Here is a 15,592-nt window from a genome sequence, read left to right as displayed (position 1 = left end):
CCCAAAAGTAGTTTCAAAATTAAATGAAAAACCTAACTTTCATCAGTTTATACAAGTAATTGCCTAAAGTTATTAACTATTACGTTTTAGCTATTTGTTGTCTGTTTTTAATGCTTACTAAAACAGTAAGTATTACCATGCTAATAAAAATTACATATACAAATTTTGGTACAGGTACAGCGTCTCCGGCGGCATAACTATGTAAACCCGAGAGGTAGTAATTAACCCCAAAAGATGTCATTATTATAGACCAAAATGCAAACATGCTAGCCACATTTAAGATGTAAAAGTTATTTAGTTTTGGTACAAAGCGTAGGTGTAAAACTATAGCGTACACAATAATACTAATAAGTGCCCAAGTTTCTTTGGGGTCCCAGGCCCAATAGCGCCCCCAACTTTCATTAGCCCAAACACCACCTAAAAATGTGCCTATTGCTAGCGTAAATAAACCAATAGTCATTGAGAGCTCATTTATATATGTGAGTTCTTTTATTTTAAGTTCTATAATTTGTTTGGTATTAGCGGTTTTAAATAACATAAGTACTAAAGCCATTATGCCTAAAACAGCCGATAGTGCTAATGGTGCATAACTACTAACTATGGTTGCCACGTGTACTTTTAACCAATATGATTTTAGTACAGGCATAAGGTTGGTTATTTCGGGGTTTAACCAATCTAAATAGCTTACAAAAAGTAAAGCACCACAAAATAAGGTAGAGAGCGGTAAAGCAAAATCAGATTTTCTAAACGCAACAAGCCCGCTTAATAGCAAACACCAAGCTACAAAAATGAGCATTTCGTAGCCATTACTCCAAGGGGCATGTTGTGCTATATACCAGCGCAAAATAATGTTAAATGTAAATAGTAAAAATGCTATTAAGGTTATTATTACTAAGCCATTCCAAATAATATTTACCAGTGTATTATTGCTAAACATTTTTACAATAGCCATTATTAATAGTATAAAACCTATTGTAAAAAACACCTGAAACAACCAAAAGTTTATGTTGGCTTTGTTATACCAAAGTTCAGCTTCAAGGCGTTGTGGTGATGGTATAATATCTGCAGCAATTACATCTTGATATTTTTTTATGTAGTTAATTTTTTTGTAAGCCTCGTTGTATTTTTTAAGGTTAATATCTTTAAAATAGGCTGGTAAAATGGTTTTGGCAAAACGTCCGTCTTCTTCTGTAAAGTCTTCAAAATTGTGTGTATAGCTAAACCATGTGTTGTTTTCATCTTGTTTATTAGGGAATATTTTTAAATAATTTCCAGTAAATAAATTGTAGAGAATATTAAAACGTTCATCAATTTTTAAAACTTCTTTATCAAGCTCATTACGTTCGGCAGGTTTCTTTTTATTAGCTTCTTCAACAGCTTCTGATAATAGATATTGTCCGTCTTTATTCAAAAAACTAATAAAAGCATACAAACCATTATCTCCTGCAGAAATTGAACTAAGTAAATTGCCTGTTTTTTCAGTGTCAGCCTTAATAATTGGTATGCGTTGCCATACACCAGATGCCATGTGCATACCTAAAAATACCTGATTTACATCTAGTTTTACATTTTTGCCATTAACAGGATATTTAAAGTATGATTTTCTTGAAATTTTTCTAATACATTCTGATGCTAGAGTGTTTATAGGTTTTATACGGCCATCTAAATCTTGCACTAATAAACGACCAAATAATTCGGCTTGTTGTTTGTCTATTTGTTGTGAAAGTACCAGTTTTTCAATAGATACCTGCGGAATACTATCATTTGTTGCAGCAAATGATGTGTTTAAGCCTAGCGTTAATAAAACAACAATACTAGCAATGGCTTTAGTTTTCAATTTTTTAAGTTTCTTGTTTATAATTTGAAAGCGTGATGTTTTTCCAAAGAACGTAAAACACATACCCAAGCTCATTAAAAAATAGCCTAAATACGTAACCCAAGTACCAATGCTATCATGGTTTACAGACAGTACCGTACCTTGTTCATCAGTATCATAACTAGCTTGAAAAAACCTAAAACCCTTGTGGTCTAGTACATTATTCATAAATATTCTGTATGGTATTTGGGTATCACCATCTAAAATCATAACCTCGCTAGCATACGCCGAAGGGCTAGATGAACCCGGATAACGCTCTAATTGAAAATCATTTAATTTTAAAGCAAATGGCATTTCAATTGCACCAGCGCCGTATGATAGTATTATCTGTAAATTATCATTAAAATTACTAATGTGTTTTATGGGTAAAAAACCTTCGCGGTACAGTAAGTTTGTTTCTTGTACAGGTTCTTTATCAACTTTTACATTTACCACCAAAGCATCATCAAGTGTTTTATCATTATCGGTTTTTGTTTGCGCAGAACTTTTTAGTTTAAAGGTGCCATTTTTGTAAAAATTTGTAGGCACAAACGAAAAATCGCCCGCTCTAAAAAGTGTTTTTAAATTTATATTTTGAAGTGTGTCTTTGGCTATTTTTCCTGCCTGTTGGCTAGCCATGATAAAAAAATCTATAGCGTGAGGTGATTTAATTTTAAAAGCACCGTTGTCTTCAAAAATATTAATAATGTTAGGGTTGTTAGTTTCAAAACCAACTTCGTGTTGGTGAGAGCCAATACGTTCAATTTCGCCTTTTTGTAAATAAATTGTATTTCGGCCTTCACCCGAAGTTACTACCATTTCAAGTAAAGGTTTACCGTTCAAGCTATCTTCAACAACCTCAGGTGATGCATCAGCAATGTAATTGTTGTATGATATTGAAATTGGTTTGCCATCAAAAACAGTTTCAACTTCAAAATAATTATTTTTTAAAGGCGAAAAATTTAATTTTTTATGAATTGTTTTACTTTCATTGCCCTTAGTAATGGTAGCAGTAAGTAGTTTAGTATCTGAAATTATAACGTTTGAAGAAGCACCTTCACGAATGCGAATTATACCACCATACGATGTATACCTAGTAATACCAGCTCCTAAAACTATAATTATAAAGGCTAAATGGAATAATAGAATGGCCCATTTTTGTTTTCTTAATAGTTTGTATTTAAAAATGTTAGCAATAAAGCTTATGGCAAGCCCTAACATTACTATTTCAAACCACCACGCATCATATATGCTGGCCCATGCAACTGCTGTTCCGTAATCATTTTCAAAAAAGGTTGCCACAGCCATTGCTACTGCAAATACTACCAGTAACAAAAGGGCAAGACCCGATGATGAAAAGAATTTATAAATTGTTTTCATGCTCATACCTGTAATAAAATTTAAAAAGATAATCTTTACCGTGAAAAGCACTTAAAAGATTATCTTTTTCGCTTAAGAATTAACTACTAACCACTGTTAATTTGTTGCCGAAACCTGTTGTTTGCTGCCATAATTTGCTTCTCGCTTTTCCGCCGCTTCCAACCATTTTGGTAACAAATTGTCTTTAAATTCTTGTTTTTCTTTTCTTAGTTTTTCCATATCTAAACCAATGTATTCCTGTGCCTTTTCTTTTGTTGAAAGATCGGGCATTTCAACTGGTTTGTTATGGCCTAATTCTGCTAATAAACGTGCTAGTTTTACGCGTCCTTCAGTAGCTTTATCTAAACCACTGCTTAATACTCTACCAATTTCTACTGGCGAGTGGAATGACGCACCGTGCGATGCTGCAGCATAATCCCAACGCCATTGTGCGTGACGTATATCCATTAAAATAGCTTTCATTTGATCTTCGGTAGCACCTAAATCCCAACATTTTTTTGCTTCAACATGCATTTTTACTAAAGCATCTTCAAGCTTTAAGCGGCTTTCGGCTGCTTTTTGTTGACGGTCATACACATTGGCTCTTAATTTTTCGGCTTCCTCACGGTGACATACTTGACAAGAGTTGGCTATATTATTAAGTGGCGATTGTATGTGGTGATCTGTAAATTTTTGTCCGCTTTCACTTTTATATGGCATATGGCAATCTGCGCATGATACGCCTCTATCTGCATGTACACCAGTTAAGTAGGTTTCATAACCTGGGTGTTGTGCTTTAAGCATGGGCGCTTTACTTAGTTTATGCGTCCAATCTTTAAAGTCCATATCATCATAATATTTCTCCATAGCTTCAACAGACATACCGTCTTTCCAAGGAAATGTTAAGTAAGGCACGCCTTCTTTACCGGGTGTATTTTTGTTAAAATAATATTCTACGTGGCACTGTGCACATACTAAAGAGCGCATTTCTTGGTGTGTAGCTTTATTAATGTCTTTACCCATGCTTTCAAAAGCTTCAACTAATGCCGGACGTGTAATAGTAAGTTTCATGGTTTTACTGTCATGACAATCGGCACAACCAATAGGGTTTACAATTTCTTCGCCTTTATCTGCCCATTTTCCGCTATAAAATTCAGCAATACCAATTTCGTTCATTAAACGCGGTACATCGGGGGATTTACACGTCCAACATGTAGCAGGCATTGGGCCATCGCCTTCGCCTTTAGGGCCGCCAGTTCTTAATGTATTGTGTATATCTTCAACTGCATATTGGTGCCCGCGCCCTTGGTTATAATCTTTTGAAAACCCATAACCAGCCCAAAGTACAGCTAAACGGGTATCTTCTTCAAGCATATCGCGCATTGCGTTTCCACCTTGGTATGTTGCAAAATCGGTTTGTTCTGTTTGTAAAAACGATTGGTACTCTGCAGGGAAATTTTTACCCCATTCTTCATTTCTAGGTTCATTTTCATTTATTTCAACCTGAGGAACATATTTGTATTTGGCTTCATTTTTTCGGTTAACAATGCTAGAAGCTAAAAGTCCTAAAAGGAACACTACAACTACAGTTACTATAAATAATACTTTGTTTTTCATTGGTATATAATTTGCAAGTGCGCGTTAATTGTTTAATCTTTAATTTGTTTATTTAACCAACTAGGTATTACGGTGCTTACGGTATCAGTTGGTATTGGAGCAATGTTGTTGCGTATGGTAGAAATACCGTGTACGGTGCCGTGTGGTATTTCTTGGTGGCATTCCCAACATTTTCTATCGGTTCTACTTTCTTTATGCCCGTTTAACCAGCCGTCATACTTTACTTGGGTTACTTGTTGTACATGGCAACGTATGCAGTTATTTTGCACAACTTCTTGCGATGCTTCACGCATAAACATGACTTCAGGCTCCATACGTGCTGTAAAAACAGAGGCGTGAAAAAGGCCATCTTTCGCTTTAAAAAAATATTTATTAGCAACATTATTGTGCGGTACATGGCAATCATTACAATTAGCATATTCACGGTGCGAACTATGCATCCAGCTATTATACATAGGCGTCATTACATGGCAGTTTACACATGCCTGCGGATCATTAGACATGTAAGAAACCAAAGAGGCTTCTTTAGCCATAAAAAAGCCTAAACCAACTATAATACCTATAGAAATAACAGCTACAGGGCGCCATCTAGACTTTTTATTGGGAAGTATTTGTTTTTTCTTTAGGTTCAATTTATAAAGATTTAAAAGCGTTTTTTTATCCTAACTAATCTGAACCAAAAATAATTTCAAGAAAAAAAATAAAACCTGATAGTTATCATGTTTCGTTATTTTTTTATTTAAATGATGAAGTTTTATATATTTAAAGTTGAAAAACAATTAAACTAAATACTATTAAACACCATGAGTAATTACCATATAAAACATTTAGAAGAATATTATCAGGTTTACCGAAAATCTGTTAGAGAGCCTGAAAATTTTTGGGAAGAAATAGCAGAAGAACATTTTATGTGGCGAAAAAAATGGGATAATGTATTAAGTTGGGATTTTTCTAAACCCGAAGTTACATGGTTTGAAGGTGCACAATTAAATATTACCGAAAATTGCATTGATAGGCATTTAGCAACTCGTGGTAATAAAACAGCTATTTTATTTGAGCCCAACAACCCAAATGAAGCTGCTTTACACATTAGCTATAACCAATTATATGAGCGTGTAAACAAGTTTGCAAATGTTTTAAAAGCACAAGGTATTACTAAAGGAGATAGGGTTTGTATTTACTTACCAATGATTCCAGAATTGGCAGTATCTGTTTTAGCCTGTGCGCGTATTGGCGCCATACATTCGGTTGTATTTGCTGGGTTTTCATCAACAGCTTTAGCTACAAGAATTAATGATTCAGATTGTAAAATGGTAATTACAAGTGATGGTTCTTACCGAGGCGCAAAAACCATCAACTTAAAAGGTATTGTTGATGATGCTTTAAAAGATTGCCCATGTGTTAAAACGGTTTTAGTTGCAAAACGTATTGAAAGTGATATAAACATGGAAGCGGGCAGAGACCAATGGCTACAACCGTTATTAGATGAAGCATTGCCTGTTTGTGCACCCGAAATAATGAATGCTGAAGATCCGTTATTTATTTTATACACTTCAGGTTCTACCGGAAAACCAAAAGGTATGGTACATTCAACAGCAGGTTACATGGTATATGCGGCCTACACGTTTAAAAATGTATTTCAGTACAGAGAAAATGACGTGTATTGGTGTACTGCCGATATTGGATGGATTACCGGCCACAGTTATATAGTTTATGGTCCGTTGGCAAACGGAGCTACTACAGTTATGTTTGAAGGTGTACCAAGTTATCCAGATTTTGGACGTTTTTGGGAAATTGTTGAAAAACACAAAGTAAATCAGTTTTACACAGCACCAACCGCTATTAGAGCTTTAGCAAAACAAGGTACAGAGTTGGTTGAAAAATACAATTTATCATCATTAAAAACATTAGGCTCTGTAGGCGAACCTATTAATGAAGAAGCGTGGCATTGGTACAATGATAATATTGGGAAAAAGAAAAGCCCAATTGTTGATACTTGGTGGCAAACAGAAACTGGTGGTATTATGATTACGCCCATACCATTTGTAACCCCTACAAAACCAACTTACGCAACTTTACCTTTTATTGGTATTCAGCCTGCTTTAATGGATGAAAATGGTAATGAAATTAAAGGCAACCAAGTAGATGGGCGTTTGTGTATAAAATTTCCGTGGCCAAGTATGGCACGTACCATTTGGGGAAATCATCAGCGCTATAAAGACACCTATTTTTCAGCGTTTGAAAATAAATATTTTACCGGTGATGGCGCCTTGCGTGATGAGGTTGGTTATTACCGAATTACAGGTAGAGTAGATGATGTAATTATTGTATCTGGCCATAATTTAGGAACCGCACCAATTGAAGACGCCGTAAATGAACATCCGGCGGTAGCAGAATCTGCTATTGTAGGCTACCCGCATGATGTTAAAGGTAATGCACTTTATGGTTATGTTATTTTAAAAGACACTGGCGAAAGTAGAGATCAAAATAATTTAAGAAACGAGATAAACCAAATAATTACAGAGCATATTGGCCCAATAGCAAAACTAGATAAAATACAATTTACAAGTGGTTTACCTAAAACACGATCGGGTAAAATTATGCGCCGTATTTTACGTAAAATAGCGCATAAAGACACCTCTAATTTAGGAGATACCAGTACGCTTTTAAACCCTGAAGTAGTACAAGATATTATTGATAATGCATTGTAGTTAATTTATGAAAACAACTATTTCAGAATATCCAAATTCTTATTTAAAAGTAGAATTAAATAATTCAGAAGAAATAATAGTTGAAAGAGGTTCTATGATTTTTGCTGATGGTAACTATGAATTAAAAACCAAATTTGAAGCAAAAACTATTAATAATTGGATTGGAAAAATATTTGGAGGAAAAAGTATAGCCTACAATATTTACAGAGCAAAAGAGCATATTGAAATGATTTTTTCTCCTGATAAAAACGGTGAGATTTTTGAAATAGATATTAATGAAACCAAATCTGTTATTATAGAACCTAATGCTCATTTTGCAAGAACGCATCAAATAGATTTAAAAATAATAAAAAAAGACTGGAAAACAACACTTAATGATGGGTTAAAAATGAAAGCTACCGGTAATGGAAAACTCTTTCTAATAGGTTATGGTAAAATAAAAAGTAAACAGCTAAATCCTGAAAAAACATACTTAATTGATGAAGATTATTTAGTAGCTTTTGATAATAATTTACAGGTTAAAACAGTTTCTAGAGGATTTAAAGAGTTATTAAGAAGTGGCGAAGGTTATTTGTATGAAATAAAAGGTGATGGTGAAATTTGGATACAAACTAGAGAAGAACACGGAATGTCATCAGGAGGTGGTGTTATTAGTAGCATTATCGGTTTTTTTAAATAAAAATATTTATATAACACCTTAACTAACACTCTTTTTTTGGCATTTATTTAGCACATAACGGTTTTTTTATTAGGTATTTTTGCACACCGAAATTTAAATATAATGCTTAAAATACTTTTAAAAATATTTAAAAAAATGTTGATAGGAATTTTAACCGTTGTGCTTTTAATAGTAATTGTAACAGCTATTTTTGTAAATACAAGTCCGCAATTTGGTGGCACACCTAAAGTCGCCGATTTAGAGCGTATAAAAAACTCAAAACACTATAAAAATAAAGCTTTTGTAAATGATGAATTAACGCTGGCAAGTACGGGGTTTAAGTGGCAAAGTTTGTTTCAGTTTTTTACTAATGGTAACAATAAAGTACCATTAAAACAATTGCCTCAAAATAATTTAAACACGTCATTTTTTAAAACTAAACCAAGTAAACCACGTGTAACATGGTTTGGGCATTCGGCATTATTTTTAGAAATAGAAGGCATTAATGTTTTTATAGATCCTATGTTAGGCAATGTTCCGGCGCCACACCCTTTACTTGGTAGCGAACGTTTTAATAAGGATTTGCCAATTTCAATTGAAAATTTACCCGCAATAGATCTCGTTCTAATATCGCATGACCATTATGATCATTTAGATTATGGTTCCATCATTCGCTTAAAAGATAAAGTAAAACAGTTTTACGTGCCTTTAGGCATTAAAGCCCATTTAACAGCTTGGGGTGTACCAGCTAATCGTATTAAAGAGTTTGACTGGTGGGAAACTTCAGTTTTTAATAATATTGAATTTGTATCAACACCAGCCCGTCATTTTTCAGGACGTGGTTTTACAAGAAACAAAACATTTTGGTGTTCATGGGTTATAAAATCTAAAAACAATAGTATCTTTTTTAGTGGTGATAGTGGCTATGGAAAACACTTTAAAACTATTGGAAATATGTATGGCCCTTTTGATTTTGCTATGATGGAATGTGGGCAGTACAATGAACAATGGGCGCATATACATATGATGCCCGAAGAAACCATACAAGCCAGTATTGATGTAAAAGCAAACTATATGATGCCTATACATTGGGGTGCTTTTAAATTGGCGTTGCACACATGGGTAGATCCTGTAGAACGTGCATTAAAGGCGGCTAAAAGTAAGCATGTAAATATAGCTACGCCTATAATTGGAGAACCTTTTGTAATAGGAGATGAATACCCTGAAAAGTTATGGTGGGAATAGTTAGGTTTTTATTAAATAATCCCATTGTAAATCACTTTTCTTTTTGTTTAATCTAGATAGTGTTTTTAAAAATACCATAGCAGTAATTAAAGCATCGCCACTAGCGGTATGTCTATCTGCAATGGGCACATTTAATTCTGTAGCCAATTCATCTAGCGAATAGTTTTTTAAATCGTTTTGATAAATTATGTGCTTTGATTTTTTAAAAAGCACACCAGTATCAATAAACTCGTTTTTAAGTTTACCAAGTTTATGCCTTTGTAACATGGCGTTTACCATACCAAAATCAAAACGGGCATGATGCGCTACTAAAACAGCATTTCCAATGTAGTTTATAAAGGCTTCAATAGCTTCAATTTCAGATACTTTTTTAAGGCTGCCGTGTTTCATTAATCCGTGAATTTTAACAGTTTCAGGATTAAAAATATCTTGTTGTAAATACAGCTCTAAACTTTGGTTTACTTTAATGGTTTTATTTTGAATACTAACAGCTCCAATAGATAGAATACGGTCTTTATATTGATCAAAACCTGTGGTTTCAGTATCAAAAGCAATAAAACGTGTAGCTTCAATGGGTAATGTTGAGGTGGTTTTAAAACCCTCTAAATATGTTAGCCAAAAGTTAGGGTAATTGCGTTGCTTTTTTCTTTTAAACCAATTAAATGCCATTTATAAAATATTCTTTAAATCAAATCTAATTTTTAGTATTTCTTGAACATCTAAAATAGGTTTAAAACAACGCCTAAGTTTTAGTTTTTCTTCTTTTGAAAGACTTTCTAATTCTATAAACTTTCCAGAGTTATCATGTAATAAGCCTTGTTTGGTTCTAAATTTTAAAAGCGCTTTTGAGGCGTAGGCGCAAGAGTTGAAAAGTTCGGCATTGTTGGGATCAATTTCGGCTAGTTTTTCAAAACGTTCAGCAGTATTGTTTATGTCTTTAATTTTATTGCTTAAGGTTAAAACTCTAGCAGCATCAATTAAAGGCATTAAGGCTCTGCTTTTAATATTAAATAAATCTTTTTGTTCACCATTATGTTCTACTAAAAACTGCTTAAAAAAGCCAAGTGGCGGCGGATTTTTAAGTGCATCTTTTGCTAAAATTCTACAGAATAATGATGAGTTTTCTAACGCTTTATAAATGCTATTGGTTAAAGCATCAACTAATGTTTTGTTACCGTAAATATGGTTATAATCAAAAAATATAGACGCTAGTAAAATGGCTTTTTCATCAGGTTTTTCTATCCACTCTTTAAATTGTTGTTGCCATTGTGATACAGATTTGCACCACTCTGGGTTACTAGCCATCATATCTGCTTCGCAATACTCAAAACCTATAACATTTAATGTTTTTGTAACTAGCTTACTTAATTTAATAAAGTATGCTTGGGTTTGTTTGTATTTGGTTTTATCAACATCTTCAAAAATAAGTGCATTATCTTGGTCTGTAAACAAAAGTTGTTCTTTTCTGCCTTGGCTACCAATTGAAAGCCATGAAAATGCTACTGGTGGTGGCGTTTCCATTTTTCTAATGGCTAAAATTATGGCACGCTCTGTAACTGCATCATTAATTTTAGAAATAAGTTTAATAATGTGTGAAAGCGGAATGTTTTGCTCTAAATAGCTTTTTAATAGTGTGTTAGCTTTAAGTCTGGCTTGTCGTAAATGCCTTGTACGTTTGGCGCGTTTAATATCTTTTAAAATTACTGATGGACTATTACCTAAGGTAACTAATATATCATGGTGGGTTAAAATACCTACCAATTTGGTGTTTGGTGTACCATCTTTAGTAATACAAATATGACTAATGTTATGTTGTATCATTTGTAACTGCGCACTTGCTACAGTAATGCCTGGGCTATCTGTAATTACCGGTGCAGACATAATATTTGTAACCTTGGTTGTAATAGGAAATTTACCAGTAGCAACTTTATTTTTTATATCGCTATTTGTAATAATACCAAGCGGAATTTTATCATTATTCACCACAATAATACAACTAATGCTATGGTTACTCATTGCAATGGCAGCTTCTTGTAAGGTTGCATTTTCATTGCAAGTTTCTGGTTTTTCGGTATAGTTTGCGGTTTGAAAATTAGCTAAATCTTGTGATGAATTAGGAAGATAATCAACAAAAATGCGGCTATTTTCTTCGGCCGTATAAGGGTCATGAGAATTACTTGCAAATGCCGTAATTAAATACTTTTGAACCTTTACTAAGTTTTGAGTAACAGACTCAAAAACTTCAATAGGTATGGCATATACAATAGCTTCTTCATTGGCAATGGCACTAAGTTTATAGTTTTCTTTGGTAATTAAAGCGCGTAAACCAAAAATATCGCCGGTATCATTAATACCGGCAATAAGTTTTTCGTTTTCATGCGTATGATATAACATTACAGACCCATCTCTAACTACATAAAAATGTTGATGATATGTGTCGTCTTTTTTAAAAAGTACATCGCCTTTATCTAAATAAATAATACTTGTTTCAACAGCAATTTTATTTAAGCTGTTAAGGCTAAGCAAATCAAAAGGAGGAAAACCACTTAAAAAATGGGCAACGCGGTCTGCAATAGAGTTTTTCATAGGCAATAAACCTTATATCATTTTAAAATCTAACAATAATTCACCTTCAATAGACGCTTGTAAATGATCGCCTTTTTCAATCATTCCAATACCATCAGCAGGTGTTCCTGTAAAAATTAAATCGCCCGGGTTTAAGGTCATATATTTTGAAACATAGGCAATAATTTCGGCAAAATTATAAATCATAAAATCTGTATTGCCAACCTGAATTTGTTTACCGTTAATTTTTAAATCAAAATTAATATCGTTTAACTTTGGGAAGTTAGCAATAGGCTTAAATGCAGATACTGGAGAAGCACCGTCAAACCCTTTACCTAAAGCCCAGGGCCATTTTTTGTCTCTATTGTCTGTTAAAATATCTTTAGCAGTAAAATCCATACCTACAGCAATTTCGCTTATATAAGAAGGCGCATCGGCTTCCGATATGTTTTTACCAACTTTACCAATTTTAGCAACTAACTCAACCTCATAAACAATTTGGTTTGTAATATCTGATGGATAAACCACATCTTTATTATCTGTAACCAAAGTGCTGTCAGCTTTTAAAAAAATTAATTGATGCCCATCTTTTAAATCGGCAATTTCGTTTTTGTCGGTAACGTAGTTTTTACCAATACCAATAATTTTCATGTTTTTTCTTGTTTAATTTGAAGGTCTAAAAATAATAAAATGCCAAAGAGTACATCCTGCTTTTTATCATAAAAATGTGGTACAAACTAACCAATTTTTAATATATTGGAAACCAAACTTCAAAAAAACAATTTTAAAATATTTTGTTATCTAGTTTGCGGCATTTTTCAAAATACATTATTAAAGTAAAAACTATTGTATTAATAGTTCTTATGGCTGTATTGTTTATGCATTGCAACAATAAAAACGAACCAGAGTTCCATTTAAGAGCTAGTTTGTTAGTAAATGAAAGCCATACATGGTTTCAGGCATTTGAATATTTTTCTGAAATTTTAGAAAAGCGTACAAAAGGCCGCATAGTTTTAGATAATTATCACTCTGAACAATTAGCTAAAGAAATAGAAGCTATACGCTTAATTAGGGCAGGTGTTATAGATATGACCACAACTGGATCTCCGTTAAGCAATTGGGTAGAAATTTTAACCTTTTGTGAGCTACCTTTTCTTTTACGAGATTCTACTGATATGCGCGTGCTTATAAATAGTAGTATTGGTAAGCGTATGGAACAAGAAATGATAAACCAAATAGGGTTGAGGCCTTTGGGGCAATTCCCTGGAGGACCACGGCATTTAACTTCCAATAAACCTATAAAGCACCCTGATGATTTACAAGGATTAATTGTTAGGGTACCCAATGTACCATCATTTGTTACTGCTTGGGAAGCTTTAGGCGCAAAACCCACGCCTATGGCGTTTTCTGAGGTATTTACATCATTGCAACAAGGCACCGTTGAAGCTCAAGAAAACGGTTTTGCTATTATACAAGCGGCTGGTTTTTATGAGGTACAAAAGTATGTTAATAAAACAGCGCATGTAGTTAGTTGGACCTATCCTGTTATTGGCGAAAAGCAATTTCAAGCTTTTCCTGAGGATTTAAAAACAATTTTTTTAGAAGCTGTTGAAGATATGGTTGCTTATGAGCATAAATTATTTTTAGAAAGCCAAAAAAAAATAGTATCTGAATTAGAAGCTGCAGGAATGACTATAATTGAGGTTGATAAAGATGCCTTTGGTGAAGCTGCCCGAGAAGCTATTTATAAAAGTCTTTCTCCCGAAATGCAAAGAGTGTATAATGATATTTTAAAATTAAGAGCGCAATGACCATAAAAAAGGGCATAGGTAAATTTTTAAAATACGGAACCTTAGTTAGTAGCTTTTGTTTTATTGCAGTAACCATGGCGCAAGTTTATGCGCGTTTTTTTATGGAAAGCGCACCATCATGGACAGAAGAGGCTGCACGCTTTTTCTTTATCTATGCCATGAGTTTTGCTGCAGGTTTAGCCATGAAAGGTAACTACTATGTAAAGTTTGATGTTGTTTATAATAAACTAAATACTAAGCAAAAATTGGTGTTAAATTTCATAGTGTCTTTACTTAGTATTTTATTGTTTTTAATATTAACCTATTATGCTTTACAATTTGTAAATGTTGGTATTTCCGAACGTTCACCAAGTGTAGGTTTTTCAATGGCTATAGCATTTGGGTCTATAGTAATAATGGGTGTTTTTATTACTATGTATGCTATTTGGGATTTTATAAAGCACTTAAAAAAACTAAAGCAGTAAATATGATTTGGTTATTAATACTCGTTTTTATAGTATGTTTACTATTTAGGTTTCCAATAGCCTTTTCATTAGGCTTATCATGTTTGGTGTATTTAATATTTGCTGGTATTCCGTTAATAGTAATGCCTATGAAAATGTATTCTGGTATTGATGTGTTTGTATTGCTAAGTGTACCAGGTTTTATTTTAGCAGGAAACCTTATGAATCAGGGCGGATTAACAGCCAAAATAATAACCTTTTGTAATCATTTAACAGGGCATATTCGTGGTGGTTTGGCCTTGGCAAATATTGGAGCATCAATGTTATTTGCTGGTATTTCAGGTACAGCAATTTCAGATACAGCCAGTATTGGTTCAGTTATGATTCCGGCAATGAAAAAAGAAGGGTATGATGCACCGTTTTCATGCGCCATTACCGCTGCATCATCAACAGTTGGCCCAATAATTCCACCTAGTGTACCTATGATTATTGCTGCAACGTTAAGCGGCTTATCAGTTGGCAGATTGTTTTTAGCAGGAGCAATTCCTGGATTTTTATTAGGTTTTGGGCTTATGGGTGTTACCTATTTTATTGCCAAACGTAAAAAATACCCCAAGCACCCTAAAAGTAGCTTAAAACAAATTCTGCTTAGTTTTAAAGACACATTTTGGTCGTTGTTAATGACGTTTATTATACTTTTTGGCATTATTGGCGGTGTATTCACACCCACTGAAGCCTCAATTATAGCTGTAGTGTATGCATTAATTATTGGGGCCTTCATTTACAAAAAACTTAACTTTAAAAACCTACAAGTTATTGTTTTAGACTCTATGAAAACTTCGGCATCATTAATGGTGCTTATTGGGTTTGCAAATCTTTTTGGCTGGATTTTAATTACAGAACAGTTACCGCAATTAGTATCATCTCAAATTCTAAATTTTTCAAACAATAAATACATAGTTTTACTATTAATTAATTTACTGCTTATTTTTGTAGGCACCTTTATGGAAACCATTGCAGCACTATTAATACTGTTTCCAATTTTATTAAAAGTAGCGCTAGCAGTACAAGTAGATCCTATACACTTTGCAGTAATAGCCCTTTTAAATTTAATGATAGGCTTAACAACACCACCATTGGGCGTGTGTTTATTTGTATCATCAAGCATAGGTAAAGTATCAATAGGAAAAGTAAGTAAAGCCGGTTTACCTTTTTTACTAACAAGTTTTATAGTACTAGCGTTAGTAACACTAATTCCTGAAATTTCATTGTATTTACCAAAATTGTTTATGGATTAATAGGGCATTTCGCCATAGGCGTCGGGCTTT

At 33.5% G+C, this 15,592-nt stretch carries 12 protein-coding genes; 6 read left to right on the top strand and 6 right to left on the bottom strand.

Annotated features, from left to right (window positions below; all coding sequences use genetic code 11):
- Positions 1-79: 79 nt before the first annotated feature.
- The 3 genes from ccsA to nrfH all read right to left on the bottom strand — a co-directional run bounded on the left by ccsA (position 80) and on the right by nrfH (position 5,463).
- Complete coding sequence (gene ccsA / locus FUA26_RS07235; RefSeq protein ID WP_246109097.1) at positions 80-3,235, bottom strand: cytochrome c biogenesis protein CcsA; 3,156 nt, start codon at positions 3,233-3,235, stop codon at positions 80-82.
- Between the two features lie 96 nt (positions 3,236-3,331).
- On the bottom strand, positions 3,332-4,831 hold the full coding sequence (gene nrfA, locus FUA26_RS07230; protein WP_147133658.1) for an ammonia-forming cytochrome c nitrite reductase: 1,500 nt from the start codon (positions 4,829-4,831) through the stop codon (positions 3,332-3,334).
- Between the two features lie 32 nt (positions 4,832-4,863).
- A complete protein-coding gene (nrfH, locus tag FUA26_RS07225; protein ID WP_147133655.1) occupies positions 4,864-5,463 on the bottom strand; it encodes a cytochrome c nitrite reductase small subunit in 600 nt (199 codons plus the stop codon).
- 171 nt (positions 5,464-5,634) lie between these two features.
- Between nrfH and acs the strand changes: the two genes are divergently transcribed.
- The 3 genes from acs (at position 5,635) to FUA26_RS07210 (ending at position 9,445) form a co-directional block, all read left to right on the top strand.
- Positions 5,635-7,542 (top strand): acetate--CoA ligase, encoded by a 1,908-nt coding sequence (gene acs / locus FUA26_RS07220; protein WP_147133652.1) that lies wholly within the window; start codon positions 5,635-5,637, stop codon positions 7,540-7,542.
- A 7-nt stretch (positions 7,543-7,549) separates the two neighbouring features.
- Positions 7,550-8,221 carry a TIGR00266 family protein gene (locus FUA26_RS07215; RefSeq protein ID WP_147133649.1) on the top strand — a complete coding sequence of 224 codons (672 nt, stop codon included), beginning with the start codon at positions 7,550-7,552 and terminating at the stop codon, positions 8,219-8,221.
- 135 nt (positions 8,222-8,356) lie between these two features.
- Entirely contained in the window at positions 8,357-9,445 is a 1,089-nt protein-coding gene (locus FUA26_RS07210; protein WP_147133646.1) for an MBL fold metallo-hydrolase, read from the top strand.
- Here the strand turns inward: FUA26_RS07210 and FUA26_RS07205 are convergent, their stop codons facing one another.
- Genes FUA26_RS07205 through FUA26_RS07195 form a run of 3 tightly spaced genes read right to left on the bottom strand, consistent with a single transcriptional unit; the run spans position 9,446 to position 12,661 of the window.
- Entirely contained in the window at positions 9,446-10,114 is a 669-nt protein-coding gene (locus FUA26_RS07205; RefSeq protein WP_147133643.1) for a 3'-5' exonuclease, read from the bottom strand. It abuts the gene before it with no gap.
- Positions 10,115-12,031 carry a DUF294 nucleotidyltransferase-like domain-containing protein gene (locus tag FUA26_RS07200; RefSeq protein ID WP_147133640.1) on the bottom strand — a complete coding sequence of 639 codons (1,917 nt, stop codon included), beginning with the start codon at positions 12,029-12,031 and terminating at the stop codon, positions 10,115-10,117.
- 12 nt (positions 12,032-12,043) lie between these two features.
- A complete protein-coding gene (locus FUA26_RS07195; RefSeq protein ID WP_147133637.1) occupies positions 12,044-12,661 on the bottom strand; it encodes a fumarylacetoacetate hydrolase family protein in 618 nt (205 codons plus the stop codon).
- Between the two features lie 212 nt (positions 12,662-12,873).
- On the opposite strand from FUA26_RS07195, the gene FUA26_RS07190 reads away from it, so the two are divergent.
- Genes FUA26_RS07190 through FUA26_RS07180 form a run of 3 tightly spaced genes read left to right on the top strand, consistent with a single transcriptional unit; the run spans position 12,874 to position 15,562 of the window.
- Positions 12,874-13,821 (top strand): TRAP transporter substrate-binding protein, encoded by a 948-nt coding sequence (locus tag FUA26_RS07190; protein ID WP_147133634.1) that lies wholly within the window; start codon positions 12,874-12,876, stop codon positions 13,819-13,821.
- Positions 13,818-14,285: a TRAP transporter small permease gene (locus tag FUA26_RS07185; RefSeq protein WP_147133631.1), complete on the top strand. Its 468-nt coding sequence runs from the start codon at positions 13,818-13,820 to the stop codon at positions 14,283-14,285. The genes FUA26_RS07190 and FUA26_RS07185 overlap by 4 nt, the downstream gene beginning before the upstream one ends.
- A gap of 2 nt (positions 14,286-14,287) precedes the next feature.
- A complete protein-coding gene (locus FUA26_RS07180; protein WP_147133627.1) occupies positions 14,288-15,562 on the top strand; it encodes a TRAP transporter large permease in 1,275 nt (424 codons plus the stop codon).
- The last annotated feature ends 30 nt before the right edge of the window (positions 15,563-15,592 follow it).

It is taken from the genome of Seonamhaeicola algicola (genome assembly GCF_007997385.1).
Classification (GTDB): Bacteria; Bacteroidota; Bacteroidia; order Flavobacteriales; family Flavobacteriaceae; genus Seonamhaeicola; species Seonamhaeicola algicola.
Note: the sequence above shows the minus strand (reverse complement) of the source record. Positions and strands in the feature narration are given on the sequence as shown.